Genomic DNA, 26,410 nt, shown 5'->3' on the forward strand with positions numbered 1-26,410 from the left:
GTTGCGACGCTCCGCCAGGAACGACGCCCCACCGGGGCCGGGGACCTGAGATACCCTCATCACCTCCCGCTCAAAACCACTACTCATGGTTCTGACAAAGCGGATCATCCCCTGCCTCGACCTCAAGGACGGGCGGGTAGTCAAGGGTACGCACTTCATCGGCCTGCGCGATGCGGGCGATCCCGTGGAGCTCGCCCAGCGTTACAACGAGCAGGGTGCGGATGAGGTGGTGTTCCTCGATATCACCGCCACCAGGGAGAACCGGGGCACCATCATCGACGTGATCCGGCGGGCGGCGGACGAACTCTTCCTCCCGCTCACCGTCGGCGGCGGCATCCGGACGATCGACGACATGAAACAGATCCTCCGGGCGGGAGCGGATAAAGTGAGCATCAATTCAAGCGCAGTCCAGGACCCGGAACTGATCTCGCGGGGCGCAGAACGGTTCGGCACCCAGTGCATCGTCGTCGCCGTCGATGTCCGGCGAAACTACGACATGGAGCAGGGATTGACCCCTGTTGCCCTTGCCGACGGCCGGGAGTGCTGGTATGAAGTCGTGACCCACGGCGGGAGCCGGGGGACGGGGCTTGACGCCGTTGCCTGGGCGAAAGATGCCGAAGAGCGTGGAGCCGGCGAGATCCTGCTCACCAGCATGGAGACCGACGGGACGAAGGAAGGGTTCGACATCCCGATCACCAGAGCGATCTCGGGGGCGGTCGGTATCCCGGTGGTCGCAAGCGGCGGCGTGGGCACGCTCGAGCACTTCTACGACGGGTTTACAAAAGGGAAGGCCGACGCCTGCCTCGCGGCAAGCGTCTTCCACTACGGTGAGTTCACCGTCCGCCAGGTCAAGGAGTACCTGGCTGGACGGGGTATCCCGGTACGGCTCTAAGGTCGAGCGCAAACGCCGCGACCGGGTGCTCGAGGTCGAACGCCGTCAGGACGGCCGGGTGGATCTCCCCGAACACCCCCACAACTCTTCCATCGACGATGATATCCCCACGGCGGCCGTCGATAAATGCCGGATCCGCCGATTCCCGGACCGTATAGAGCAGCGAGAGCTCCCGGCAGAGGACATCCGCCGCCGCATACGCCTCCGAGAAGTCGGCCGCCGGGTGGATGCTGACCGCCGCCGCTTTCTGGGAGGTGATGCAGTCCACGACCACGTCGCCCACCGTAAAGAGCCGCTGCGGGAGTTCGCGATGCTTGTTTGCCTGGAGCATCTCCATCAGCAGGGGAAGGAGGTCGGTCCGGACCACCGTCTGCTCCTCGCTGATCGGGTGGAGCACCCGCAAGGTTCCAGGAGAGGGCTCCCGCTGCATGTTCGCGTAGAGCACCCGATCGTTCGTGAGAGTGAACGGGATCACCTCGAGGTGCCCGAGGCCGGTCATCACCGACCGGACCGCCCTCCCGATCGCAGTGACCGGGTGCTCCTGTGCAACGGTGGAGGTCGCCGGGAGGACGGCATCGAAGTTCTCGATGCCGTGAGCTATCGCCACGTCCTCGAAGATATCCCAGTCGTGGAGGATGTCCGAGCGGTAACAGGGAACGAGGACCCGGACCCGTGAGGCGCCGTCGGGCTCGGCCCCAAATCGCATCCGGCGAAGGAGCCGCGCCATCTCCTGCGGCGTGAGGGAGAGGCCGAGGAGGCGGGAGCACTCCCCGACCGAGACCACCCGTTCCACAGGGGCAAGCGTGGGCATCTCATCCCCTTCGACGGTGACACTCTCAATTGTCGCCCCGGCCTCGGCGAGCGCCGTGCAGATGATGTTTACCGCTGTTATCACCGCCTTTCTGTCGGTGCCGGTGCAATCGAGCAGGATGTTCTTCGTCGCCGCCGTGACCCTCGTCAGCTCGCCGTTGATGATCGGCGGGAAAGAAAGCACCCGGTTCTCGGCATCGACGATCAGCGGGAACGTATGGAAGTTCTCCACCAGGTGGGCGTAGTCCCGGCCCTTCGGGTGGTCGGTGAGGATCTCTTCCATCGTCATCTCCCGCTCGAAGTCGAGCGGGACGAAGGCACGACTCCGTGGCGAGGCGATGTAGCGGAAGGGCGACGTGACCGTGTCGAGGTCGTGGACGCCGATCGCCACCTTGCCGCGCCCGCGCCCGACCGCCCAGTGGAGGGCTTCCTGGAGGCTCATCAGGCTCTGGATAGATTCCTCGTCGAGATTGACGTTCCGGATCACGGCCGAGCCCAGGTAGGGCCGGATATCAGCAAGCCCCGGGTCGACCGAGAAGGTGATGCCGGAGGGGCGGACGGTGTAGGCCGGAAGCCCCTCCTCGATCCCGAGGAAGCCGCGCATCGCCCGGGCGACGCCCTCGGGCGAGTAGAGGTCCGGCCGGTTCGGGAAGAACTCGACGTCCACGTGGTCTACCTCGATCCGCTCGACATCGGCTCCGATCATCGGAACGCGGTCGATGACTGTCTGCCGGTCGGTCCCGGCCAGTCGTTCCAGGTATCGGTAGGGTAACGTGATTATTGCCATCTCACCGCCTCCCGCCGTAAGTGGGCGTCTCGCGGACCCACTCGACGTCGCTCCTGTAGAGCTGCCGGAGATCCCGCAGCCCGAGCCGGAGCATCGCCACGCGGCTGATCCCGAGACCCCACGCGAGCACCGGGTGCTCGATCCCGAAGGGCGCGGTCACCTCCTGCCGGAAAATGCCCGCTCCGCCGAGTTCCACCCAGCCGAGGCCGTCGACGTAGACCTCGGGCTCCACGGAGGGTTCGGTGTAGGGGAAGTAGCCGGGACGGAACCGGACCTTCTCAAAGCCCATCTTGGCGTAGAACTCCTTCAAGAACCCGAGAAGATGGCGGAAGTTGACGTCTTCGTCCATGACGATCCCCTCGAGTTGCTCGAACTCCGCAAGGTGGGTGGGGTCGATCGCCTCCCGCCGGTAGACACGGCCGATGCAGAACGCCTTCACCGGGGGAGTGGGATGCGCGGCGAGGTGCTGGATCGAGAGGCTCGTTGTATGGGTCCGGAGCACGCACTGCTGCGCCTTCGCGGCGCTCCAGGTGCCTCCCCACCCGGTCGAGGAAGTCTCGCCGCCGTGCTCGTGCATCTCGCGGACGCGCTCGTAACCCCTGGGGAGCGGCCAGCGCTCGCCGAGGAAGAAGGTGTCCTGCATCTCCCGTGCCGGGTGGTCCTGCGGCTGGAAGAGGGCGTCGAAGTTCCAGAACGAACTCTGGACAATCCCGCCCGCCATCTCCTCAAAGCCCATGTCGAAGAGGACACGGCGCATCTCGTCGATAATGCGCTGGTAGGGATGTGCCTTCCCGGGATAGGCGCGCTTCGGGAGTTTCGTAACATCGTAGCGCCGGAGCGGGAGGCTCTTCCACTCACCGGAGAGGATCTGCTCGCGGGTGAGCGTGCCCGCCTCTTCCTGCAGGTCGAGCCCTTCGGCGAGAAGTTCGCGGCCACGGGGCGTGATCGAGACGGTGTAGGCGACGGTCTCCTCCTCCTCGACGAGCCCGCGCTTCGCGAGATCGGCGACACCTTCGCCGTCGGCGATCTCGCCGCTTTCGGCTATCCTGGCGAACGCGGCTTCGTCGGGCCCCGGAGCGGTGTTGCCGGACTTCTGAACGACCCCGTCCCTGATGGCGATCCAGCCCTTCTTGCGCATCCAGCCGATGGCGATCTTTGCGAGCGGATGCGCCTGGAGGTCCCGCATCGGGATTGACTCCTCAAAACTCTCGAGCACCTGCCGTTCTGGGAGTCCTTTTCCGACGTAAGCCCGCCCCTCCTCGGTCGGGATATACCGCCGGGAGACGCGCTTCTCTACGTCCACGAGCCCCCGTTCCCCGGCAAGGTTCGCGTACTGCACCACCGCCTCCCGGCGGGTATCCATCTTCTCCGCAAGGGTGGCCGCGTCGGCCGATCCCATCGCCCCCAGAACAACCAGGAGTCTCTTCTCGTTTAACGTCAGTTCCACTCATCACACCTCCTCTGCAAGGTGTTCGACTGCATCCATCTTATCCCGCAACTCCGAGAGAAACGCCTGCACGCGCTCATACGTCTCTTTCTTGCACTGCCCGCAGGTGAGCTCGCCGCTCTCGCACCGCCGCCGAAGGTCGGCGAGTTCAACGTCGTCCTCGAGCATGTGAAAGAGGTTTAAGAGATAGACCGAGCAGACATCGGGCTCGCCGCCAAGACGCCGCTGCTCCTCGAGCGTCATCCGCCCACCGGTCAGCGCCCCCATAACCTTCTTCTTGACCGACTTGTCGGACTCGTAGAACCCAAAGGAACTGTCGGACACGCTGCTCGACATCTTCCCGCCCTGGAGCCCGGGCATGAAGATGTGGTAGGTCGACGAGGGCAGATAGAACCCGAACCCCCCGTTGGCTATCTCGATCTCCCGGACAGCGCCTTCCACACGGTCCATCGGGTGACCGGTGACGTCCACGTGGCCCGCATATTTCTTTGACCGCGAGAATGCACGGTGTACGGCTTCGAGGGCCGCTTCGGGGGCATTCTTCGACCGGACGCTGATGTGGTCGCCGCGGTCCTCGACCGTGAACATTCTCAGTTTGTAGGCCACGTCCCGGGTGAGCCGGATATGCGGGTCCTGGTCGAGGCCGACCGGGACGACCGTCGGAGCAGGGCTCGCGTCAAGCTGCGGGAAGAGGATGTCGGCCACCTGGGTGGCGACACTCATGGCATGGGAGAGCGAGGTCTCGGGTCCAAACCCATATATCGCCGCAAGGTCCGAGAAGTTCACCTTCGTGGACGCCTCGAACGCCAGGTCTTTCAAACGCTCGTTCCGGCTCTGGTAGTAGGTCGTTCCCTCAAACCCAAGGGCATAGAGGGCTTTGAGGTATTCCTTCCCGAACTCGCGGCACTTCTCCCACGAGATGCCGCGAACTGCGTGCGCCTCTCGGTCGGCGATGGCGACATAACCGTTCCCGCCCTGCTGGACGTGCCAGACCACCTCCTTCATGACCATCAGGTGCCCGAGGTGCGGGAGGCCTGAGGGCATGAACCCGGTCAGCACGTGAAACGGGGTGCGATTCCGGATGGCGTCGACGACCAGCTGGTAGTCCCGGTGCCCGACGACGACACCCCTGCGCATAAATGACGGTACCTCGGGAAGTCTTCGCGCGACCTCACCGATAGGCTCGATGCCGAACTCGGCAAAGAGTCGATCTACATCGACGGTCTGGTTACTCGACCACGGATTCATTTCGGACTGCATGGCCTGACGCTCACAATTTTATTCGGGCGAATTCGACATATTTAATATCGGTATTGTATATGCAGGCAAACAACATCTTCTTTTTGACGCTGTGAGCAAGCCTGACCGAGCGGGAGACGCCGCTCATCGGCGTGGTGGTTCCGGACGGGACGGCGTGGACGAGCATCTCGGAGTGGGTCTTCTTCCCGGAGTAGACACGGAAATGATGCCCAAACTTGTATCCGGTTCTCGGGATGTAGCCTTTCTCCCTGAGATCAGAGAAGACCCGTTCTTTCTCCCGGATCTCGACGTCCTTCTCCGCCACCGCGCCGAGGAACTGCTCTGCGGTCATCGGTTCTCCGTCCCGCGTGATCGAGAGGCACCGGCGGCGCATGAGAAAGATCGACTCGACCGGGCGAAGGAGCAGCCGCTCGGTATCAAGCCGTTTACCGTACCAATCCTCCTCAAGCGGGGTTCCCGGCGGCAGGTGAGCCAGCGCGTAGGTCCCAAAGAGGGATGCCTCCACCGGTGTTGCGCACCCGGCCGGCTCCCCGACCCCGGGGAGGTCCTGCACCCGCACCTCATAGTAGGTCAGTTCGTCCTCATCGTCCACGACCGCGAGAAGGTACTGTTTACGCATGTTGACCGCGGTGAGCACGTCCTGGCTCAGCCGGTCGAAGTCGACCAGGTCTCGCTCGGAAAGAACCCGGATCAGGTACTGGGACTTGCCGACCCCGGGCTTGTGGCCGCGACGGAAGACACGGAAATCCTGTGGGCCGGGCTGAACCACGTATCCCCGCTCACGGATGTCGCGGTAGACGAGATACCGGCGGACGAAGTTCGGCTGACCGGCGAAGAGGCCGAGCAGGGCATCAAAACCAAAATCCTTCACGTCGATCTTGTTTCGTTCCATGAGATAGAGCGCCTCTTCGGGGGAGAGGCGAAGCCCGGTTCCTTCCAGCCTCCCGTAGCCGCCCTGCTCGTAGAGCGTGCGTCCTTCGCCGCCGAGGCGTACCCAGGTTCCGTCAAATATTGCCAACACGTGCTCAAACTATATGGAAGTTCACGTTCATTAATGGATTGCCGGCACCGCCGGGAAGATGGACCACTACGTTTTTTGCGTGCCGGACCGCATCAATGATCGATTCCATGACGAAAATCTACCGATATTTCCGACACTTCAGGACGATTGTAGTGGCGCTGCTCATCACGGCAGTGCTGGCGATCGTGACTGTCTCTGCAGCAGAGACCGCAGAGACGATCGCCTGGAATGTGACGTTTTCGCCGGAGAACAACAATAAGTTCGATGCCGTTGCATCGACCGCGGACGGTGGCTATATCGCTCTCGGCTCCGCCCTTACGGAGGTCTACGGGGGCACAGAAGGCCTGCTGCTCGTAAAGACCGACGGCGTGGGGAACGAGGTGTGGACCGGGAGATTCCCCGACCTGGCGCCGGCTTCCGTTGCAGAGACCTCCGATGGGGGGTATATCATCGGAAGTTACAATGTATCGAGAACCGTGGTGGACGAGAACTCCATCTACAGCGGCTCTTCGGTCCTGATCAGGACCGACGCCGCCGGGGCGGAGGCGTGGCGGCAGGTCCTGCCGAATATGAAGGTCTCAACCGTCGCAGAGACCGCTGACGGCGGATACGTCGCCTTCGGGTGGCTCTGGAGCCCATCGGAATCGATGGATAATACCACGGCGATCGTCACGAAGACCGACGGCAACGGTGCGCCCGTCTGGAGCCGGACGTTCCCCGGTGCCTCCGCGAACGCGGGGCTCGTGACCGCCGACGGCGGATACATCCTCGGGGGTACGACGTCGCCCTTCAATAACGACATCGGGGACGCCTTCCTCATTCGTCTCGATGTCGACGGCAACACGCTCTGGAGGAAGAATTATGCGGCGCCGGTCATCATGGACATCGAAGAGACCGATGAGGGCGGATTCGTCTACTCAGGAAACTACTGGTACGGCCTCGTCGACGCACAGGGGGAGGAGGTCTGGCTCAAGAACATGGAGGGCCTCACCGGATACAGCGTTGTCCTGCGGCCTTCCGGGGGGTATATAGTTGCAGGCACGGATATCAGGAGCGGAGAGGGGTTCGTCCTCGGGACCGACCCGGACGGGACAATCCGGTGGAACACAACGTTCCCTGAAACCGGAGTCTACGCGGCCACCGGCGCTCCCGGCGGTTACACCCTTGCGGGCATCCGGTTCCTCTCACCCGATACCAGCGCCGCCTGGCTTGCCGGTCTTGAGGAGACAACGGCCGAAGCCACTCCGACAGCACCGGGGTTCGGTGCGATCGGGGCCGGGGCGGCACTCCTCCTTCTCCTTGTAGCGGGAAGGAAGCGGCGAAGGTAATCCCTACCTCGCACCCACCCTTTTTATCACAAATATTATTTCAGGGGTTTTCCTTCCGGAAATAGAGGAACGCTCCCACCCCCACGAGGATGAGGGCAAGCAGACCGGGGACGAGGGACGCATACGGGAGATCCTGCCCGGCCTCCGGCTGCGGTTGAGCGCCGTCCGCGACCACCTGTGCCGCGCCGCTCCCGGATACCTCGACAAAGAGTGCATACGGGCTGAAGTGCGAGACTTCCGCCGTGACGCTCCGGCTCTCCGGGTAGACGGTGGTGGGGATACCCTCCCAGGCGTCCGCCGACCGGTTGTACCACTGCACCAGGAGCCCAGTCTGCTCGCTGCCGTTGCAGACGGCATCCCACTGTTCTTCCGTGAGGTTGAACGTCAGGGCCACCGGCGGTGAGAAGACGGCACCCTCCGGCCCGAGGGTGCAGGCGTACCCGGCAAACGCATATGCTCCCGCGGCGGGCACCGCTGGCATGTCGGCCGGATCGAGCGCTTCGAGGGTCACCGCATGAAGCGGGGCCCCGGCGGCATCAACGGCCCTGACACCCTCCGCAACGGTGAGGCTCGCAGTGCCGTCGGGCGAACCGATCCTGACGATCTCTTCCACGAGACCGGTCCCCCCGAGAGGGAGCCGACCGGGAAGAGCCCCTTCCGGGGCGGTGGTCGGCGTCATGCTCGCGGTTGGGGTCGGGGCGGGGGTCGGGATGTTCCAGACCGGGCTCATCAAGCCGCCGCCACCGCCTCCTCCCCCTCCGCCGCCACCGCCACCGCCACTCGACGTCTGCGTCGGAGTAGGGGTTGCCGGGGCGGGGCGGACCGTTATGTATGCGGTCTTCATCGCAGTATTCTTCCCGGCGACGTTTCCTGCCGTCAGGTTGACGGAATAGTTCCCGACGGCGGTGTAGGTGTGCGAGGGATGGCGTTCAGTCGAGGTCTTCCCGTCGCCGAAATTCCAGAGCCAGGAGGAGGGTTCTCCGGTGGAAGCGTCGGTAAACGCAACCATGAGGGGGGCTGTCCCGTTGAGGGGCGCGGCACTGAACCCTGCGGCCGGCGAACCGAAGGCCCGAACCTGCACGGTCTTCGTGGAGCGGTCGCTGCCGTCGGAGATGGTCAGGCTGACGGTATAGGTCCCGGGTAGTTCGAATACGTGAACCGGGTCCGGTACGGTAGAGGTCCTGTTGTCACCGAAGTCCCAGGACCACGACACAGGTTTCCCCACCGACGCATCCGCAAACCTGACGGCGAGCGGGGTGGCCCCGACGGTCACGTTGGCGGTGAACCCGGCAGCGAGCGGCTCCAGAATTGTGATGTAGCCGGTGCGGACCGTGGTGTTCTTCCCCGCATCGTTTTCGACGGTCAGGGAGACGGTATAGGTCCCGGGCACCGGATACACGTGAACGGGGCTCCTCCCGGTGGACGACCCGCCGTCACCAAAGGCCCACGACCACGAGATCGGCCCTCCTGCCGACGCATCCGTAAACCAGACCGCAAGCGGAACCCTGCCGCGGGTCACGTTCGCGGAAAACTCGGCCGCCGGCGATGCGGTGACCGCAATGTAGCCCGTCATCTCCCGGGTATCGCTCTGGAGTTCGTTCGCGACGGTGAGTCTCACGGTGTAGGTACCTGCGCCCTGATAGATATGGGTCGGGTTCTGCTCGCTCGATGAGCTGCCGTCGCCGAACTCCCACTTCCACGATTCAACACGGCCGAGAGAGAGGTCGGTAAACCGGACGGAAAGCGGCGCACTACCCACCGTCGGGCTCGCCTCAAACCCGGCGGCCAGAGGTTCAAGGATTGTTATGTACCCGGCCCGGGCCGTCGTACTCTCTCCGGCACCGTTTTCGACGGTCAGGGAGACGGTATAGGTCCCGGGACTCTCGTAGGTGTGTACGGGGTTCCGGTCGGCAGAGACCCCTCCGTCCCCGAAACTCCAGGACCAGGAGGCCGGGGCCCCGGTCGAGGCGTCCGTAAACCTGACCGCGAACGGGGCGACTCCGGTCGTCGCGCTCGCGGTGAATGCCGCGACCGGCCGCTCAATCACGGTGATGTAGCCGCTCTTCGTCTCTGTATCGCTTCCGGCCGGGTTCTCGACTTCAAGCGAGACAGTATAGGTCCCGGCAGCCGTGTAGGTATGCTCCGGGTTCCGGTCAGAGGAGAACCCGCCGTCACCGAAACGCCAGGACCGGGCTTTGATATCGCCGGTTGAGGTGTCCGAAAACCGGACGGTGTGTGGAGGGGTCCCGTTCCGGGCATCGACCTCAAACGAGGCTGACGGAGGCTTGATAATGGTAATGTAGTCGTGTTTCGTGACGTTCGCGCTGCCTGCCGCGTTGTCGGCGGTCAGGCTGACGGTGTAGGTGCCGGCTTCCGCGTAGGTGTGAAACGGGTTCTGCTCGTCCGAGGTTGCACCGTCCCCGAAATCCCAGAACCAGGCAGTGGGACTGTTCGACGATCCGTCCGTGAACTTCACGACGAGAGGCGCACCACCCGATACCGGCACGGCAGAAAAATCAGCGGCCGGGAGCTCCGGCGACTCGACGCGGACAGGGTCGACCTTCGTGACGGTGTCGGACCCAAACCGGTTGCTCACCGTGAGCGAGACCGTATACTCGCCCGGGCTCTCGTAGGTGTACACCGGGTTCCGCTCCTTCGACGAACCTCCGTCGCCGAACTTCCACTCCCACGATACCGGGTTACCGGTTGATCGATCGGTGAACCGGACGGGGAGCGGCACAATTCCCTCTGTCGTGTTTGTCGAAAACTGCGCCACCGGCGGCGTTCCGCCGGCGTAGGTGAAGAGATAGAGGTCTGATTTCCCACCACGACCTTCCTGCCAGATGATCCGGTTGCCGCTGACGGCAGGGTAGAGCTGTTCGATATCGGAAGGGGCAAGAGGCATCTGCACCGCCTCCCCCGGGGAGAAGTCCCGGATGTAGATATTCGATACCCCGTCCCGCGTATCCTCCCAGACGATGATCTCCTCGCTGAGCGCCGGGGAGACCTGCCAGGCAGGATTGTCGGTGATCTGTTCCACTTCGCCGGACGGATCACCGAGATCGGCCAGGTAGATATCCGGATCTCCGTTTCGGTAGTCCTCCCAGGCGATCCGGCTGCCGGATAGCGACGGCCAGGATTGGGGCCCCCCGCCCGGCGACGCCGGACCCGTCTCGCCGGTATCGATCTCGTAGTACCAGATCCTGTCGTCTCCCCCCTTTACCCAGCCGAGATACCTATCCGAGAGGGCGGGCGCAAACCCGGTAGACCCGTAGGGAATCGTCGTCTTTGCGTCAGCGTCGATGGAGGTCTTCACGGCCTTTGCAGTGATGTCGTAGAGGACGACGTTCGTCCTGCCACTACTGTCGTCGTACCAGGCGACGCGGTTCCCACGGACGATGGGGAGCCACTGGTTGCCCGGATCGGTGGTGAGTTGTGTCTCTTCACCCGTTGAGCGCCGGTAGAGGTAGATATCCCAATTCCCGTCCCGGTTCTCCTGCCAGACGATGTAATCTCCCGAGATCGACGGCCTCTCCTCCGAGGCGGTCTCATCTGTTATCCGTGCACCCGGACCGGGCTCGCTCGACGAGTAGATACCTCTGTTCCCGTTCCGGCCGTCTTCCCAGACGACCATATCGCCGTCTATATCCGGATGCTCCTGCGACCCGCCGGCAGTGCAGAAGACTACCATCTCCCCGGGAGCCGACTCCACCGCCAGAGCGGGGAGGGCCAGCAGTCCGGCGAGAACGACAATATAGGATACTATCAGCGTTATACGCCCAACCATGCTTCGATCACCACGATGAGAACGCCCCCTTTCGTCTCACACGATGGTACCTGCAGGCTGGATTGAGACCCCATCCCAACCCGCCGGCGTGTAAACTGAGGTCATGCAGGGTTCCGGAGCATCACCGGGTCCCGCCAGATAAAGGGTTCGTGAAGGGCATGATGGGACTATAATTATATATCCCTTACGCCTCCCGGTTGGTCGGGAGACTATTGAATATTTTTATAAAAATGAGAACATATTTCCTGGGCCCGACCCTGCAGATACATTACGTCCCGGCAAGCTCCCGGACCTTCGCAACATTCCCGGCATCGTCTCGCCGCTCGTCCACCGGGGTTTCGCAGATGAGCGGGAGATCCCGGACTGCCGGGTGGTGGAGGATATGCCGGAACCCCTCCTCCCCGATGGACCCAAGCCCGATATGCTCGTGCCGGTCGAGTCCGCCCCCGAGGTCACCCTTGCAGTCGTTGAGGTGAATGACCCGGAGATGGGACAGGCCGATCCGGTCATCCAGTTCCCCAAAGACCGCATCGACACCCTCCGCCGTCCGGAGGTCGTAGCCGGCGGCGAAGGCGTGGCAGGTGTCAAAACAGATCCCGACCCTCCCCTCCCCTTCGATCCCATCGAGGATCCGGAAGAGGTCGGCGACGGTCGTCCCCACGCTGTTCTTCTCTCCGGCGGTATTCTCGAGGAGCAGCATCACGCTCTCCGTGCCGGCATCGACGAGCGCCCGGTTTACGGCGGTGATGACCCGAGCCTGCCCCACCTCGGTCCCGATGCCGCGGTGGTGCCCGAGGTGGGTCACGAGGTAGGGTATCCCAAGAAGGGCGCACCGCCGGAGTTCTGCGGCGAGCAACGCGACTGATTTCTCATAGATCTCGTCGTCGGGCGAAGCCGGGTTCGGGAGATAGGGCATGTGGTCAACGACCGGGCCGAGCCCGGATGCACGCATCGCCGCCCTGAACGCATCGGCCGAGCCCGCATCAAGGTCTTTCGCCTTCCAGCCCCGGGGGTTCCGGGAGAAGATCTGAAACGTGTCGCAACCCCGCTCGCCGGCTCTCCCGACCGCGAGGTCGATCGAGCCGGCGATGGAGACATGACATCCCACCAGCACCATGACGTAACTCTCGACTCTGAAGCGTTTAGGCCTTCCTTCGCTCGACCTCGCGGAGCACCGCCGTCCCGAACTCCCGGGTGCCGGCGCTGCCGCCGAGATCGCGGGTCCGGATGCCCGCACGAAGCACCCGCGAGACTGCGTCCTCCACGGCAACCGCCGATGCAGGGTCGCCGAAGTGAGAGAGCAGCATCGCTCCGCTCCGTATCGCTGCGATGGGGTTTGCGATATTCCGCCCTGCAATATCGGGGGCGCTCCCATGCACGGGCTCAAAGAGGGCGGCACGCTTTCCGATATTCGCGCTCGGCAGCATCCCCAGCCCCCCCACCAGGTAGGCGGCGGCGTCGGAGAGGATGTCCCCGAACATATTGGTGGTCACGACCACATCGTAACCGCCCGGGTGCATCAGGAGATCGAGGCAGAGCGCGTCGATGTAGCGGGCCGTGCAGGGAACGCCCACCCGGGCAGCCTCCGCCAGGCAGACCTCGACGAAGAGGCAGTCCGACTTTAAAACGTTCGCCTTGTTGCCGACAGTGAGGTGCCGGCGGGACTTCGCGAGGGTGCAGGCGTAGCGGGCGATCCGCTCGCTCCCCCGCCGGGAGACGACCCGGACGGTGCAGGCCCGGTCGGGCTCCGTCCACTCGATGCCGGAGTAGAGCCCCTCGGTGTTTTCCCGCACGATGATGATATCGACTGCCTCGTCCCGTATTGGGCGGACGTTTGCGTAAAGGTCGAGGGCATGGCGGATCTGCAGCATAACGCTCCGGTAGTCAGGGTCAGGCGGTGTCGTGACGGCCCCAAAGAGAGTGGCGTCCGCAGACCGGAGATCAGCCATCGTCTCCTCCCCACAGGCGCTCCCGGTCCGCTCCCAGAGCCCATACCCCACCTCGACGTCGAAGAACTCGAAGTCCGGGCGTACGGCCGCGAGGATATCGCGGGCGATCGGCACGACCTCGTGCCCGATGCCGTCGCCCTCAACGACCGCTACCTTCACCATCCCGCCCCCTCCATGCGGCAACGACGTCAACGACCGCCTGCGCGATATCCCGGGGCGACGCGCCCCAGTGGACCACCGCACCGAACAGACCGTTCCGGTACCCGATACCCCCCCGCTCGCTCCGGCAGCACCGGGCGATGAACGGCTCCTCCGCCACCACCTCGAGCGGGCAGATGTTCTCCACCGTCACCCCGTCGCCACAACATTCCCGCACCAGATCTCTCGCCGTCAGGCAGCCCGCGACCCGGTCTCCGGGACGAACCGGATCCGCGTCGAGCGTGCGGCTGAAACCAGCCGCATGGCAGGGGTAGATGTCAGCATCGATCTCACAGATATCCCGGACATGGTGCTCGAAGATGACCTCGAGGTCTCCGAAGAGTCCGGTTCGCTCCAGGTCGGCAAGCGTGGCCGAGAGATGGGGGCGGGGCGGGGTGATGTCGTAAACGTGGATACGGAGGAATTCCGAGAGGTCCGGGTCGAGCACGAATGTAGTCTGCTCGCCGTGGCCGGTGAATACGGTGCACCGGTGCCCGGACCGCATTGCTTCCCGTACCAGAAATGTCCGGTCGTGGACGTTCACTCGATCCGGGTAGCGGGAGACCTCATCGCCGGCGGCGAGCACACGGGTGGAGAGCACCCTGCGCATCAGCCCGGTCCCGTCCGGGTCGGGCTCAACCTCAAGCACCTCCATCCCGCCGGTGGTCTCCCGGACCAGGTAGCGCGAGAGGAAATAAACCTGTTCGCCATACGGGGTGGTGGTCGCAGACCCGACATACTTGCAGTGGGGAGGGAAGATCATCGGGACGACCTCCAGTAAGGGACCAGCCCTCCGGCCCGGAGGATGGCGACCATCTTCTCCGAGAGCGGGCGAGCGGGATGCCGCTCTCCATCAACCTCCACCCATCCGCTATCAAGGTCGAAGACGACGCGAGCCCCGTCGATGCAGGCCACCTCGGCCTCGATGACCGGGAGGCCGACGTTGACGGCGTTCCGGAAGAATATGCGGGCAAACGACGGGGCGACGACCCCGATCACCCCGGCCTCCCGGAGGGCAACCACCGCCTGCTCCCGGGACGACCCGCACCCCATATTCCTCCCGGCGACGATGATCGCACCCCGGATGCGGCCGGCGAGCGAGGGATCCAGGTCCTCAAAGACGTGCTTCGCCCAGACCGAGCGGTCCTTCGTCCGCAGGTAACGGCCCGCGATGATGACGTCGGTATCGATATCATTCCCCAGGCAGACCGCCGGCCCAACGCCTTGCATTACGCCCCCTCCGGCACGGCGATTACGCCTGCGATGGCGCTTGCGGCGGCGGTGGCAACCGACGAGAGGTAGATCTCGCCGCCAACGCCCATCCGGTTCTTGAAGTTCCGGTTGGCGGTGGAGAGGCAGACCTCGCCTTCGCCGAGCACGCCGGCGTGTGCCCCGAGGCACGGCCCGCACCCGGGCGGCGCCACCATGCATCCCGCATCCACGATATCGGCGAGGACGCCGGTGGCGATCGCCCGGGCGAGCACCGCGCGCGACGCGGGGGCGACCAGGGTGCGGACCGCCACCTTTCTACCCCGGATGATCCGGGCGAACCGGGCGAGGTCCTCGTAGCGGCCGTTCGTGCAGGTCCCGACGAAGACCTGATCGAGGTGCGTGCCCGCGACGCCCTCCACCTCGCGGACGGTGTCCACCCGGTGCGGGACCGCGACGAGGGGCACGACATCGGCAAGATCGATCTCGACCGTCTGCTCATAACGGCAGTCCTCCGGGGTCTGGGGGGATGCCGCAAGGCCGTACTCCGTGAGGTAACGGACAGTGGTCGCATCGGCGTAAAAGATCCCGGCCTTTGCTCCCGTCTCGACCGCCATGTTGGAGATGGTCAGCCGCCCGTCCATGGAGATTTCCGCCGCCCCGTCGCCCATGAACTCCAGTGCCCGGTAGGTTGCTCCTTCCATCCCGAGTTTCGAGACATAGGTAAGGGCGATGTCCTTCGGCTCCGCGGCGCCGGTGAGCCTCCCCGCGAGATTGACCGCGATCGTCTCCGGGACCCGGAACCACGTGCCCCCGGAAGCCCAGATCGCCGCCATATCGGTCGCCCCCACCCCGGTGGCAAACGCACCGAAGGCACCGAGGGTGCAGGTATGGGAGTCGGCGCCGACGACGATCATGCCGGGCCGGACGACTCCTTCACTCATCACCTGGTGGCAGATTCCGCCTCCGGCGTCCGAGAGTTCTATCCCCGAAGACCGGGCATACCCACGGAGATCCGCCTGGAGCGTCGCCGTCGTCCCGGTGTTTGCCGGGACAATGTGGTCGAAGACAAGGCGCAAGCGCTCGGGGTGGGGGAGATTCTCCACGCCCATCTCCCGGAGGGCCTCCCGGGCGAGGACGCCGGTCCCATCATGGGCAAAGGCGATATCGACCTCGCGGTCCACGTATGCCCCCGACGGTGCGCCGAGGATCCGCTCGGAGAGTGTGCTCACAGGAAGATCCCCTCCTTTGCCTGCCTGAGGAACCCGCAGAGCACATCCGGGGTGACGCTGCACTTGCCCTCGCTCTTCTGCTTGACCTGTTCGAGCACCCACCGCGCCTCCTCATCAGAGAGAGCGAACCCGTAGGCCTTTGCAACGTGTTCAAGCGCCCGCTTCCCCGTGTGCTTCCCGAGGACGAACCGCCGCTCGCCGCCCACAAGTTCAGGAGGGACGTACTCGTAGGTTGAGGGATCCTCAAGGATAGCGGCGATGTGGATCCCGCTCTCGTGGGCGAAGGCATTCTCGCCGACGATCGGCCGGGTGCGCTCCGGGGCCACGCCTGAAGCCCGGGCAACCAGCCTTGATGTCTCCTGCAGGCGGGAGAGGTCGTAGCGGTCGACGCCGCCCTTCATCCGCAGGGCGACGAGCACCTGCTCGAGCGCGGCGTTGCCGGCACGCTCGCCGATGCCGTTGACGGTGGTGTGGAGCTGGAACGCCCCCGCAGCCGCGGCCGTGATGGTGTTTGCCGCCGCAAACCCGAGGTCGTTGTGGCAGTGGATGCAGAGGGGGAGGGGGGCCGCACCGAGGATCTCCGAGACGACCGCATGAATCTCAAGCGGGGTAAGGCACCCGACGGTATCCGCGAAACTGACGAGATTGGCTCCGCATTCGACACCCTTGATGTACATATCCACGAGGAACGTCGGATCGGTTCGCGATGCGTCTTCGGCAGCGAACCGTACCTGAACCCCGTGATCGGCGGCAAACTCCACCATACCGAGGGCGTCATAGAGCACCTCCTCACGGGGCTTGCGGTACTTGTGCCGGATGTGGAGGTCCGAGGTCGCGATGAAGATGCTGACCATATCAACGTCGCAGTCGATGGCCACCTCGATATCGGGCTGCAATGCCCGTGCAAGGCAGCAGATGCGCGCATCTAGACCGCTGTGTGCGATGGCGGCGACGCACTCCTTCTCTATCGCCGAGACCACCGGAAAGCCGGCCTCTATCACCTCCACGCCGATATCGTCGAGCGATTCCGCGATCGCCATCTTCTCATCACGAGTAAACGAGACGCCGGGAGTCTGCTCCCCATCCCGCAACGTTACGTCGCAGATCTCAATATGCCACGGTTTCATGTCGTGCACCTTCAGGGCAGGCGCCTTCGATCACCACCGTCCGGGGTCCCCCCTCCGGGGGGACGAGGACCCGGCGGAGCGCCGCGGTGTCGTCTGCAGCGCAGACGACCGGATCCGCCCAGGCGATGTAGCGAAGGACGTTGGGGACAGGGTGACCGCCGGTCATCCCCATCCGGTTGTTCGCGAGAACGATACAGAGGAGCGGGAGTTTGCGCTCGTAGACGTCGATGAGGGCGTTTAGCCCGGAGTGCAGGAGCGCGTAGTCGCCGGTGAGCGCGACGCCCGTGCCGGTCGCCGCCACGGCAACCGACGATCCGAGGCCGTAGGTGGCGATGCCGACCCGGTAGGGTGGGTTCATTGCAAGGATCGCGCACCCTGCGTCGCAGACGGCCCGCATCCCGCGCCCGGAGAGGATGGCGAGGGCAGGGTGGAACGGGCAGCCCCGGCAGAACGTCCGCGAGAAGCCCCGGGATGAGAACCGTTCGGGCTCCCCGGCGGGTTCAGGTGGAGCGAGCAGCCGGTGCTCCGATAGGAACGGGCGGCCGGTCTCGCGGAGCCGGGCGAGCACGTCCGGATCTGCAGGAGGCGGGTAGACGGTGACGGCCCGGAACACCCCACCGGCAGAACGATTGAGGGGTGAGGAGCGTGACCAGGCAAACATCGCCGCCGTCCGCCGATCGGCCGTCTGCGCCCGTCCGGCCATCGTGAGGTCCGGGTCTGCGAGGCCCCCCGTCCGATCCGTGCGGATTACGGGGGGTTCCGGCACGTCCGCATCCAGGAGGTCGGGCGTGACCCTGACGAGCGCCACGCGGGAGAAGGTCTCGGAAGCCTGGAACGCCGCTTCGACCGCCGGCCCGGGTGTCTCGCCGTCGGGTTCCAGAACAGGCACCCGGGCAACCTCGCCGTAGTAGCGGGAGTCCTGCACGACGTCCGATCCTGCCGCACGGATATCGTCGCCGACGACCACCACGACGCCTGCACGGAGGCCCTGGGCGGTCGCATGCACCAGCGGGTCCGCGCAGGCGTTGAGGCCGACGTGCTTGACGATCACGGTCGCCCGCCGCCCGGAGAGGGAGTCGCCGAGGGCATACTCGATTGCCACCTTCTCGTTGATGGTGATCGTGGCCCCGGCCGAGGCGGCGAGCTCCGAGACCGGGTAGCCGGGAACGGCGTAGCAGCGGTCGGCAGACCGGAGGAGCGCCAGGGCGAGCGCTTCCGTGCCCTTCATCCGTCCCTCCCCGGCACGAGGTCGCACCCGGTGCATGCCGAACACATCGTCAGCGCCCGGCGGGGGTTGAGCCCGGCCTGCCGGAGGATCCGCTCGTGGGTGTCATAGAGCGAGAGCAGCCGGGCGGAGGACGGGCGGGACCGGCCGGCTAGAGATGCCGCCGGGGTGAGCGGGCGGAGGACCGGGATCACCCCGATCGCGGCAAGATCACCCATGACCCGCTCCAGATCTTCATCGGTCTCCCCGAGGCCGACGATGACGTTGGAGAAGACCCGATCCCGCCCAAAGAGCATCACTGAGGATCGTAACGCCTCCCAGACCCCATCCCACGAAAGATCTGGGCACATCTGACAAAAAAGCGCCTCCGTTGCCGTCTCGATGTTGAACTTCACCTCGACGACGCCGAGGGCGTGGAGCCGTGCCGGCGTCTCGGGGCCGGGGTAGATAGAGACCCCGATCGGAAGGCCGAACGGAGCAAGCGCCGCCACGACTTCGAGGACGTAGGCTTCTTCCTCCTCGATCGAAGACGCGACACCGCTCGTGATCGCTATGGCATCGACCCGGTCGACCGCGCTCCCGACCATCTCGACGATCTCGGCGATCTCCTTGCGCCGCCCGGGGAGGCCCGGGACCCGGCAGTAGCGGCAGTGGAAGATACACGCCCCGCTGACCGTGATGTAGGCCTGGCAGGGGCAATGGAGCGCGGCAGGCTCAAGGCGACCGTAAACCTCCTCTCCGTCAAGGGTGAGGACCGCCTCGCCTCCTCCCCGGTGGAAGAGCACAATGAGACTTGCCTCGTCGATACCGAGACGGACCCGCCGGCCACCAGCGGAAAAGAAGAGCGAGCCGGACTTCCCCCCCGCCGAAGGGCCGGCCGCCGAACGGGATACGTACCGGTCTACCGGCTCGCCGGAGATGCGGACCGAACCAGCCTCAAGCAGCCGGGCCTTTAACCGAATCCATTCCATAACGCCAGCGCCTCCTCATACCGTGTGGCGAACGGGATCGCCGCCACCGCCCCGATCGCGCCACGGCCGTCCATGACGACGGAAAGCCGCCGGTCGGCGAGAGCGGCAAGGTCGGTGGGCGAGACCTCCCCCCGCTTCACACGTTCGCCGAACTCCTCAAGCGGGGCGGAATCGAATCCCTGCCAGACCGCCATCCCGGTCTCATCCGAGAGCGTGTACTCCTTCAGGTAGTCGTGGTAGCGCCGGACCAGCCCCGCGGGATCGGACGTGGCGAACTCGCAGGCGATGGCGACACAGTTCTTGGTCCGGTAGGGGACAGGATAGAGCTGCACGATGGTATGGGAGAGATAGCGGGAACAGTCGTCCTCAACGGCGCGCGCGATGTTGTGGGCGAGCGTCCAGGTGGCACCCTCCTCCGGGGTATCGGTGTCGTCGACCCCGATGATCACCCGTTCGCGCCGGGGGAGCCAGATCGTCGAGCCCGAAAGACGCCCGCCGCCAGCCGGATCGCTTCTCTGGTGGGCGACGCCGCGAGCGGTGGCGCGGCAGATGGATGCCCCCACGCCGCCGCCGCCGAGGCCGCGGTAGGTGATGGCAATCATGTCCCCTTCGACGGCAACGCCGGCAATCCCCGCGGGGAAGACCGAACCTTCGAGCGCGAGGTCGGCGACACCGATCCGGAGGATGTAGCGATTCGTCGCGCCCACGGTCCGGACAGAGCGGACAAGCGGGCTCTGCGCGTAGTGGCGCTTCACCCACATCGCCCCGCCGATGCAGTCGAAGAACTCGATGAGTTCTACGTGCTCTCCGCTCTCGTCGGCCACCGCCACGATCTGTGGATACCGTATCGTGTAAGGATCAGAGAGTCTCTCCATACAGACCAGCCGCCTCAACGCCCTTGTTCCCCCAGAGAACGGCCCCCAACGCCCCGATACGGCCTTTCCGTGCGTTTGAGTCGATGAACCGGACGCCCATCCGTGCAGCTTCCGCTTCTGCGTCGTCGACCGTCAGGAGCTCGGTTTTGACCCTCTTTAAGTAGGGGGACTCCTCGGCAAATGCGATCCCGCGATATACGGCAATGCCGGTATCGTTGCTGACGGCCTCCGACTCGACGAAGTCGCGGACGTACTCAAGGAGCGTCTCCACCTTTCCGGGGCGGACGGCAAAGTTCAGGGCGGACCCAACGCAGTTGGTCGTCTTCTTCGGGACGGCGGGGTTCAACTGCACAAGGCGCATGTCCAGGTACTCCACCCCGGGGATTGTGCAGGCCTCAGCGCACTTGAGCGCGAGGACCCACGTGGCGCCTTCCTCGCGGGTGTCGGTGTCGTCGATCCCGATCGTCACCTTCTCGTAGAGAGGGGAGACGATCCGCACCCGGCAGACCCGGGCGCCGCCGATCTTAAGGTCGTCATCGGACGGGTACTCGGCCCGGGTCACGCCCGGCGCCTGTGTCAGGCAGGCGGCGACGCCGACGCCCGCTCCGGCGATCCCGGACCACGTCGTCACCACGTCGTCCCCGAGAACCTCGACACCCTCGAGTGCCTGCCCGCCGATCTCCTTACCGGCAGCCCCGAAATTCGCCGGGGATGCACCCAGCCGGGCGAGCATCGTCATCGTCGTGCCCTCGACGTGGCAGGACTGGACCGCGCCTTTCGCCCGCACCCGGTTCGCCGCATCCCACTCGATGGTCCCCCGGGCCCGGCACTGCTCGCGGATCTCCGCGAGACCGGCGTTCTGATCGACCATAGCGAGATACTTCATCGAGAATAACGGCCCGAACCGGGCCCTGACTTCATCAGGTGTGAGCGTGATCATCATGTCACCGAAATTATCGTTAACAAGAATGTCGTTGATAACGGTATTTAAGGGGATCGATCGAGGGGGAGCAGGTGAGCCAGAGCGGGCTTCGGCGGGGGGGTGGCCGATGAGGGAGGCTCATATACGAGCATGGGTTCCTCGCCGCAGGCGTGGGCAATGAAGATGCACGGGGGGCGGTTCTTTCATGAGGGGGGGGTCAAGTTGGTGATGGAAGTGTGGGAGGCCAAACGGATTCAAATTTCGGACGTTCGGTCCATCGCACCTTCTGCCAGTCGCAAACTTATGACACGGATTTCAAGGGGGTATCGCCATAGGGGGAGGGGCTGACGAGGAGGGGGGAGACCCCCCTCCCCTGTCTCTACTTGTCAACTGATGTCTACAACCCCCACCCCACCCGGCCTCCGGCCTCCTCAGTCGCACCTGCGGTGCTCCAACTCCTGCTGTTCCAGCAGTCGTTCCCAGCCCCAAGGGGCGGGGGCAGTGCGTGGCGATAAGCGACTTGGCCGAAGGGCAGGAGCTCCCACGGTCCACTGTACCGGGCTTTTCCCTCGATTTGGGCATCCCAATAACTGCAACTTGAGTAGCGGTGCTCAAACCCCAGGGCCCCACCCTTCGTCATCACACCGGGGATCTTCACCGACCACCAGCCTCACGACCCCAACAACAGGGCCAACCAGACGGCACCCTCAAGAACCGCCACAGAGAAAAAGAGATTAGAGATAGTCCGCAAGGACATCCTTGAGTTCGAACTTGAACGGCCCGAGGCTCCCGCCGAAGTTTCCGGCGCTGATGAACTTTACACCCGGCACCTTGGTTGCCGCACGGATGCCCTCGGCCATCGCGGTCTTGATCGAGTCCTCGTCGACACCGTCGATGACGATCTCGTAGACCGCCTTCACGCCCTCGGGCACCTTGCTGCCCTCGACCTTCTCCCTCAGCGTCGGGCAGTAGGCCTCGTTCGTGCTTGCGCCCATGAACTTGTATTTCTTGCTTCCGACCTTCGAGCCGCTCGCGACGATGCCGCCGGGGAACGGCGTGATGACGCCGCAGACGCCGCTGATTGCGTCAATAGCCGCCTGGGCGGCCGTGAGGGCGGCCATCTGGTTCTCGCCCATGATGAAGAAGTTGCCGCCTGCAACACCCTTGACGGCGCCGAACTCCTCCTCGCCGATATACTCGCCCTCCATGATCGGGATGGCCCATACCGTCCTGCCGCCGACCTCGCGCTTCTCCTCGAACCCATCGCCGAAGAAGTGGAGCTTGACCGGGAGCTTCTCCGGGACCTCGGCGACGACGTCCGCGAGGCCGTCGAAGACCGCCGTCGTCGGCGCGGTGAGGACGCACTCGGCAAGCCGCTCCACAACCTGCTCCTTCAGTTTCTTCTTGCTCGCACAGATCATGATCGCATACCCGGGGCGTCCGTCGGGGGTCTCGTCGGCAGGGACGAAGCAGTCGATACCTGCCTCCGCCGGACATCCGATGGTAGAGGTGGCAAACCCGACGGCCTCCACTGCTGCCTTGTATGCCCACTCCTCGGTGACGGCGGTGATAATCGGCCGTGCCACCCAGGTCGGGAACGCCTCTGCATAGGTATCATCAATAGTAACGCCATTCAGTTCCATGGACAATGTACACCTCGTTTGCTACAATGTTACAATGCGGACAGAATAAGGTTTCTTTTTTTCCCGGCGGCGCGGCGGCCGACGGCCGGGAGTCAGGGGGGAGCCGAAACCGCGCGGCACCGCAGACCCACCGATATCCACCACCCGTGCGGAGTAAGGATGAATAGGATCGGCGATCGGATCGTGGGACGCCCGGGGCTCCCCCGTTGCACCATTCAGACTTGCATTCATGCAGATTATCCTCTACCATCGGGAAGAGTCGAGTTAAGCACGTCTCAGGCCGCGAGCCCCGTCGGGAAGCCCTATCCGGCATGTGGTCGAGATCGTGGGCGGGGATCGGGGCAGGCACTCCCGGGCGAAGCAGATGCACCCGGCACAAAGAGAGGAGAGTCGGCGGATACAGAAACGGTTGCTACTCGCACCGCGCAAGAGATGGTGGGCATTCCGCCTGGATGGACCGGGGATTATGCCCGAGTTCCGTGGAGATTCTGCCTGCGCTCAACACTACCGACCCGAATTAGCCACCGATTTTCACCAGAACGCCCGATCTACAATTTAAGGGTTTCGATTCGTTGTTTCCCCGGGAAGTGCGTTTAACGACGGGATATGGAGCATCGGATTTACATAACAATTCCTTTAATTTATAAAAATTTACAGATAATCAGGGTTCTGGAATATAAGACTGCCGAATTTCAGAAAGTTTATGTATATTCTTTGACTATTCTTTTTATATCGATTTTTAATCGATCAGATCTGGTGCGTGATACCATGGCATTTGCATTGCACATCAATATGGAACGATGTACAGGCTGCAATAACTGCGTGGTGGCATGTCCGGTGGATGCTCTTGAGCTCTTTACCGAAGATCCGGTAACCAAGGAGAAGATTTACAAGGTCAAGGACGGCAAAGCCGTCATCCTTGATTTCAACTCCGAACTCTGCGCCGGCTGCGGCGTATGCGTCCAGGCATGCCCCTATGGGGTTATCAAGCTTGTGGGACCGTGGGAAAGCCCGGCAAAGGCCCGAAAAGTGGAAGTTTAGGAGTGATATTAGAATATGGCACTGTTTCCAAAGTATTCCAAAACGCGGGAAGGACAGAATGTCATCATGGAGCAGAAGCTCCTGAAGGCAGTCAACAACCTGATCCTGAACGCAGAGACCTGTACAGGTTGCGGTATCTGTGTCGACGCCTGCCCCGAAGAGGCAATCGTGCTCGGACCCGTGGGTGCGACACGCCGTGGGGCAATCGACTATGCAGCACCTGTCGACGTCAACCCCGAGAAGTGTTCGTATTGCGGCGTCTGCGTCATTATGTGTCCCTTCAACGCGATGACACTCAAGGTCGACGGGGAGGAGAGGCTCCCGATCCTTGAGAAAGAAGGGTTCCCGACATACGACATGGTCACTGTAATCGATGAGGAGAAGTGCGACCGGTGCACCATCTGCGAGGAGGTCTGTCCGCGGGACGCCATCGCACGTGATGTCCCCGCATTCGAGGGCGGCGACGAGGCCGGCAGGCCGCGTGAGACCGCACTGCAGACGAAGACCACGTTTACCGTCGACACCGAGAAGTGCGACGTCTGTGGTATCTGCGGCGAGCTCTGCCCGAGCATCACCGTCGTCCGCAACCCCGCAAACCCCGAGACCGGCAAGATCGAAGGGGAAGTCAAGTGGGAAGAGAGCACCTGCGACGGCTGCACGATCTGCGTGGAGGCCTGCCCCCAGGAGTGCATCACCCTTGAGCGTGAGGTCGTCAGCGACAAGCTGCCCGGCAAGGTCGATATCGAGCAGGAGAACTGTTGCACCTGTACCTGGTGCGTCCAGACCTGCCCCCAGGAAGCAATCACCGTCGAGAAGATCTTCGAGGGAGATATCGAGATCAACCCCGAGAAGTGCCCCGGTGGCTGCTCGACCTGTGTTGAGGTCTGCCCCTGCAACGCGCTCTACTTGCCCTCCCCCGTCCCGGCGAAGGAGATGAAGGGAGAGATTGAGCCCAACATCGCCATCAACAAGGACTTCTGTATCCTCTGCGGCGCCTGCGTGAACGCCTGCCCGAGCGAGGATGCGATCGTTCTGCGGCGGACGGCCATCCGGATGCAGGATAAAGAGACGGATCTCTTCAAGCAGATCAAGGAGAAACTGCTCACCCCGAGGACGTCAAAGGTCAAGGAGACCTCCGCCGGCGAGGTTGAGGTCAAAGTTCTGGGAAAAGCGCAAGAGGCGTGAGGGATCGTCAATGGCAGTAAAGAAAGACTACAAGGACCAGAAACTCTCTGAGAAACTTCGGGACAGGAAATATTACATCCCTGACAGCAACCCCGAGTTCATCAAGGATGTCGAGAAGATCGGGCAGACGGCCGCCCATATGTGCTACCAGTGCGGCACCTGCACCGGTTCGTGCCCCTCGGCACCCCGGAGTTCGTACCGTATCCGGCTGTTCATGCGCAAGTCAATCCTCGGCCTCGAGGAAGAGATCCTCACCGACCCGGATCTCTGGCTCTGCACCACCTGTTACAGCTGCACCGACCGGTGCCCCCGTGACCTCGCGCCGACCGACGCGATCATGGCGATGAGGAACCTCGCGTTCAAGCGGGACATCATTCCGCGCAACTTCCTCCAGACGGTTCAGCTCATCTACAAGAGTGGTCACGGCGTCCCCAACAACGACGCCAACCGTGCCGCCCGGAAGAGACTGGGCCTCGATGAGGAGCCTGAGACAACGCACAAGTACCCGGAGTACCTGCCCGGCATCAGGAAGATCCTCGACCACTACAGGCTGAAAGAGAACGCAGACAGAATACTGGCACAGGGTGAGTGAAACCATGAGCAAGAACAAACACCAGTATGCATTCTTCCTCGGGTGCATTGCCCCGAACCGGTATCCGGGAATCGAGGCAGCGGCCATCCAGACCAGCAAGAACGTCGGCATCGACCTCCTCCCCCTGAAGGGCGCAAGCTGCTGCCCGGCACCGGGTGCGTTCGGTTCGATCGACTTAAACGTCTGGTACGCAATGGCGGCCCGGAACGTCGTACTCGCCGAGCAGATGGGCATGGATATCGCCCTGGTCTGCAACGGGTGCTACAAGTCCATCTGGGAAGTCAACCACAAGCTGAAGCACAATGATGAACTCCGCGACGGAGTCAACGAAGTGCTCAAAGAGATTGATATGGAATTCAAGGGGACCGCCGATGTCTGGCACCTCGCCGAGCTCTACTACGACCCCGAGATCGTGGGCGTCAAGAAACTCGCCGACAGCGTCAAGCGCCCCCTGACCGGCGCGAAAGTCGCCGTCCACTACGGCTGCCACCTGATGAAGCCGAGCAAAGAGCGGCACTTCGGGGACACCGAGAACCCGATGTGGATGGAAGAACTCGTCGCCGCGCTCGGCGCCGAGCCGGTCCAGTACCGCAACAAGATGCAGTGCTGCGGTGCCGGCGGCGGTGTCCGCGGATACGATATCACGCACGCGCTCGACATCACGAACGAAAAGCTGATCAACATGGAGGAGGTAGGCGTCGATGCAGTCACCGAAGTCTGTCCGTTCTGCCAGCTCCAGTTCGACCGCGGCCAGATCGAGATCAAGGAGAAGTTCGGTGTCGAACACGGCATCCCCGTCCTGCACTACAATGAACTCCTGGGATTGGCACAGGGCATGAGCCCGGACGATCTTGCACTCGACCTCCATGCCATCGATGTTGAGCCATTCCTGAAGAAGATCCTGTGAGG

General features: G+C 63.7%; 22 protein-coding genes. 6 read left to right on the forward strand and 16 right to left on the reverse strand.

Annotated features, from left to right (window positions below; genetic code table 11):
* Positions 1–85 precede the first annotated feature (85 nt).
* The gene (hisF, locus tag BRA49_RS05800) at positions 86–892 is read left to right on the forward strand and encodes an imidazole glycerol phosphate synthase subunit HisF (RefSeq protein WP_292384309.1); all 807 of its coding nucleotides are present in this window, start codon (positions 86–88) and stop codon (positions 890–892) included.
* Here hisF and pheT read toward each other — a convergent pair.
* Genes pheT through endA form a run of 4 tightly spaced genes read right to left on the reverse strand, consistent with a single transcriptional unit; the run spans position 849 to position 6,217 of the window.
* The gene (gene pheT / locus BRA49_RS05805; protein ID WP_292384311.1) at positions 849–2,489 is read right to left on the reverse strand and encodes a phenylalanine--tRNA ligase subunit beta; all 1,641 of its coding nucleotides are present in this window, start codon (positions 2,487–2,489) and stop codon (positions 849–851) included. The genes hisF and pheT overlap by 44 nt on opposite strands.
* A gap of 1 nt (position 2,490) precedes the next feature.
* Complete coding sequence (locus BRA49_RS05810; protein ID WP_292384312.1) at positions 2,491–3,936, reverse strand: phenylalanine--tRNA ligase subunit alpha; 1,446 nt, start codon at positions 3,934–3,936, stop codon at positions 2,491–2,493.
* Positions 3,937–3,939: 3 nt separating this feature from the next.
* A complete protein-coding gene (locus BRA49_RS05815) occupies positions 3,940–5,196 on the reverse strand; it encodes a tryptophan--tRNA ligase (RefSeq protein WP_292384314.1) in 1,257 nt (418 codons plus the stop codon).
* A 10-nt stretch (positions 5,197–5,206) separates the two neighbouring features.
* Positions 5,207–6,217: a tRNA-intron lyase gene (gene endA / locus BRA49_RS05820; protein WP_292384316.1), complete on the reverse strand. Its 1,011-nt coding sequence runs from the start codon at positions 6,215–6,217 to the stop codon at positions 5,207–5,209.
* Positions 6,218–6,324: 107 nt separating this feature from the next.
* On the opposite strand from endA, the gene BRA49_RS05825 reads away from it, so the two are divergent.
* Positions 6,325–7,545, forward strand: a complete 1,221-nt coding sequence (locus tag BRA49_RS05825; protein WP_292384318.1) for a hypothetical protein — start codon at positions 6,325–6,327, stop codon at positions 7,543–7,545.
* Between the two features lie 40 nt (positions 7,546–7,585).
* Here BRA49_RS05825 and BRA49_RS05830 read toward each other — a convergent pair whose 3' ends face one another.
* From BRA49_RS05830 to fhcD, 12 genes are all read right to left on the reverse strand, one after another.
* Complete coding sequence (locus BRA49_RS05830; protein WP_292384320.1) at positions 7,586–11,332, reverse strand: PKD domain-containing protein; 3,747 nt, start codon at positions 11,330–11,332, stop codon at positions 7,586–7,588.
* Between the two features lie 268 nt (positions 11,333–11,600).
* Positions 11,601–12,449: a deoxyribonuclease IV gene (locus BRA49_RS05835; protein ID WP_292384322.1), complete on the reverse strand. Its 849-nt coding sequence runs from the start codon at positions 12,447–12,449 to the stop codon at positions 11,601–11,603.
* Positions 12,450–12,474: 25 nt separating this feature from the next.
* Positions 12,475–13,443, reverse strand: coding sequence for an isocitrate/isopropylmalate dehydrogenase family protein (locus BRA49_RS05840; RefSeq protein ID WP_292384324.1), 969 nt, complete (start codon positions 13,441–13,443; stop codon positions 12,475–12,477).
* The gene (locus BRA49_RS05845; protein WP_292384326.1) at positions 13,421–14,242 is read right to left on the reverse strand and encodes a DUF7714 family protein; all 822 of its coding nucleotides are present in this window, start codon (positions 14,240–14,242) and stop codon (positions 13,421–13,423) included. The genes BRA49_RS05840 and BRA49_RS05845 overlap by 23 nt, the downstream gene beginning before the upstream one ends.
* Positions 14,239–14,709, reverse strand: coding sequence for a 3-isopropylmalate dehydratase (locus BRA49_RS05850; protein WP_292384327.1), 471 nt, complete (start codon positions 14,707–14,709; stop codon positions 14,239–14,241). Before BRA49_RS05850 ends, BRA49_RS05845 begins: the two co-directional genes overlap by 4 nt.
* Positions 14,709–15,920, reverse strand: a complete 1,212-nt coding sequence (locus BRA49_RS05855; RefSeq protein ID WP_292384328.1) for a 3-isopropylmalate dehydratase large subunit — start codon at positions 15,918–15,920, stop codon at positions 14,709–14,711. The genes BRA49_RS05850 and BRA49_RS05855 overlap by 1 nt, the downstream gene beginning before the upstream one ends.
* On the reverse strand, positions 15,917–17,047 hold the full coding sequence (locus BRA49_RS05860) for a homocitrate synthase family protein (RefSeq protein ID WP_292384330.1): 1,131 nt from the start codon (positions 17,045–17,047) through the stop codon (positions 15,917–15,919). The genes BRA49_RS05855 and BRA49_RS05860 overlap by 4 nt, the downstream gene beginning before the upstream one ends.
* The gene (locus BRA49_RS05865) at positions 17,028–18,275 is read right to left on the reverse strand and encodes a thiamine pyrophosphate-dependent enzyme (RefSeq protein WP_292384332.1); all 1,248 of its coding nucleotides are present in this window, start codon (positions 18,273–18,275) and stop codon (positions 17,028–17,030) included. Before BRA49_RS05865 ends, BRA49_RS05860 begins: the two co-directional genes overlap by 20 nt.
* Positions 18,272–19,243 carry a radical SAM protein gene (locus BRA49_RS05870; RefSeq protein WP_292384334.1) on the reverse strand — a complete coding sequence of 324 codons (972 nt, stop codon included), beginning with the start codon at positions 19,241–19,243 and terminating at the stop codon, positions 18,272–18,274. Before BRA49_RS05870 ends, BRA49_RS05865 begins: the two co-directional genes overlap by 4 nt.
* Positions 19,225–20,118, reverse strand: a complete 894-nt coding sequence (gene mmp11, locus BRA49_RS05875) for a methanogenesis marker protein 11 (RefSeq protein ID WP_292384335.1) — start codon at positions 20,116–20,118, stop codon at positions 19,225–19,227. Before mmp11 ends, BRA49_RS05870 begins: the two co-directional genes overlap by 19 nt.
* The gene (locus BRA49_RS05880; RefSeq protein ID WP_292384337.1) at positions 20,102–21,058 is read right to left on the reverse strand and encodes a tRNA(Ile)(2)-agmatinylcytidine synthase; all 957 of its coding nucleotides are present in this window, start codon (positions 21,056–21,058) and stop codon (positions 20,102–20,104) included. The genes mmp11 and BRA49_RS05880 overlap by 17 nt, the downstream gene beginning before the upstream one ends.
* Positions 21,059–21,774: 716 nt before the next feature.
* Complete coding sequence (gene fhcD / locus BRA49_RS05885; protein WP_292384339.1) at positions 21,775–22,683, reverse strand: formylmethanofuran--tetrahydromethanopterin N-formyltransferase; 909 nt, start codon at positions 22,681–22,683, stop codon at positions 21,775–21,777.
* A gap of 768 nt (positions 22,684–23,451) precedes the next feature.
* Here fhcD and BRA49_RS05890 point away from each other — a divergent pair.
* Genes BRA49_RS05890 through hdrB form a run of 4 tightly spaced genes read left to right on the forward strand, consistent with a single transcriptional unit; the run spans position 23,452 to position 26,408 of the window.
* A complete protein-coding gene (locus BRA49_RS05890) occupies positions 23,452–23,724 on the forward strand; it encodes an indolepyruvate ferredoxin oxidoreductase subunit alpha (RefSeq protein WP_292384362.1) in 273 nt (90 codons plus the stop codon).
* 15 nt (positions 23,725–23,739) lie between these two features.
* Positions 23,740–24,909 carry a 4Fe-4S binding protein gene (locus BRA49_RS05895; protein ID WP_292384340.1) on the forward strand — a complete coding sequence of 390 codons (1,170 nt, stop codon included), beginning with the start codon at positions 23,740–23,742 and terminating at the stop codon, positions 24,907–24,909.
* Positions 24,910–24,919: 10 nt separating this feature from the next.
* On the forward strand, positions 24,920–25,501 hold the full coding sequence (gene hdrC / locus BRA49_RS05900) for a CoB--CoM heterodisulfide reductase subunit C (protein ID WP_292384341.1): 582 nt from the start codon (positions 24,920–24,922) through the stop codon (positions 25,499–25,501).
* Positions 25,502–25,505: 4 nt separating this feature from the next.
* The gene (gene hdrB / locus BRA49_RS05905) at positions 25,506–26,408 is read left to right on the forward strand and encodes a CoB--CoM heterodisulfide reductase subunit B (protein WP_292384343.1); all 903 of its coding nucleotides are present in this window, start codon (positions 25,506–25,508) and stop codon (positions 26,406–26,408) included.
* The last annotated feature ends 2 nt before the right edge of the window (positions 26,409–26,410 follow it).

It is taken from the genome of Methanoculleus sp. UBA430 (assembly GCF_002506585.1).
GTDB lineage: Archaea > Halobacteriota > Methanomicrobia > Methanomicrobiales > Methanoculleaceae > Methanoculleus.

Excerpts from the sequence above, each read along its gene's own strand:
- hisF (WP_292384309.1), top strand. The coding sequence starts at position 86 with ATGGTTCTGACAAAGCGGATCATCCCCTGCCTCGACCTCAAGGACGGG.
- pheT (WP_292384311.1), bottom strand. The coding sequence starts at position 2,489 with ATGGCAATAATCACGTTACCCTACCGATACCTGGAACGACTGGCCGGG.
- BRA49_RS05815 (WP_292384314.1), bottom strand. The coding sequence starts at position 5,196 with ATGCAGTCCGAAATGAATCCGTGGTCGAGTAACCAGACCGTCGATGTA.
- BRA49_RS05825 (WP_292384318.1), top strand. The coding sequence starts at position 6,325 with ATGACGAAAATCTACCGATATTTCCGACACTTCAGGACGATTGTAGTG.
- BRA49_RS05830 (WP_292384320.1), bottom strand. The coding sequence starts at position 11,332 with ATGGTTGGGCGTATAACGCTGATAGTATCCTATATTGTCGTTCTCGCC.
- BRA49_RS05835 (WP_292384322.1), bottom strand. The coding sequence starts at position 12,449 with ATGGTGCTGGTGGGATGTCATGTCTCCATCGCCGGCTCGATCGACCTC.
- BRA49_RS05840 (WP_292384324.1), bottom strand. The coding sequence starts at position 13,443 with ATGGTGAAGGTAGCGGTCGTTGAGGGCGACGGCATCGGGCACGAGGTC.
- BRA49_RS05845 (WP_292384326.1), bottom strand. The coding sequence starts at position 14,242 with ATGATCTTCCCTCCCCACTGCAAGTATGTCGGGTCTGCGACCACCACC.
- BRA49_RS05850 (WP_292384327.1), bottom strand. The coding sequence starts at position 14,709 with ATGCAAGGCGTTGGGCCGGCGGTCTGCCTGGGGAATGATATCGATACC.
- BRA49_RS05860 (WP_292384330.1), bottom strand. The coding sequence starts at position 17,047 with ATGAAACCGTGGCATATTGAGATCTGCGACGTAACGTTGCGGGATGGG.
- BRA49_RS05865 (WP_292384332.1), bottom strand. The coding sequence starts at position 18,275 with ATGAAGGGCACGGAAGCGCTCGCCCTGGCGCTCCTCCGGTCTGCCGAC.
- BRA49_RS05870 (WP_292384334.1), bottom strand. The coding sequence starts at position 19,243 with ATGGAATGGATTCGGTTAAAGGCCCGGCTGCTTGAGGCTGGTTCGGTC.
- mmp11 (WP_292384335.1), bottom strand. The coding sequence starts at position 20,118 with ATGGAGAGACTCTCTGATCCTTACACGATACGGTATCCACAGATCGTG.
- BRA49_RS05880 (WP_292384337.1), bottom strand. The coding sequence starts at position 21,058 with ATGATCACGCTCACACCTGATGAAGTCAGGGCCCGGTTCGGGCCGTTA.
- fhcD (WP_292384339.1), bottom strand. The coding sequence starts at position 22,683 with ATGGAACTGAATGGCGTTACTATTGATGATACCTATGCAGAGGCGTTC.
- BRA49_RS05890 (WP_292384362.1), top strand. The coding sequence starts at position 23,452 with ATGGCATTTGCATTGCACATCAATATGGAACGATGTACAGGCTGCAAT.
- BRA49_RS05895 (WP_292384340.1), top strand. The coding sequence starts at position 23,740 with ATGGCACTGTTTCCAAAGTATTCCAAAACGCGGGAAGGACAGAATGTC.
- hdrC (WP_292384341.1), top strand. The coding sequence starts at position 24,920 with ATGGCAGTAAAGAAAGACTACAAGGACCAGAAACTCTCTGAGAAACTT.
- hdrB (WP_292384343.1), top strand. The coding sequence starts at position 25,506 with ATGAGCAAGAACAAACACCAGTATGCATTCTTCCTCGGGTGCATTGCC.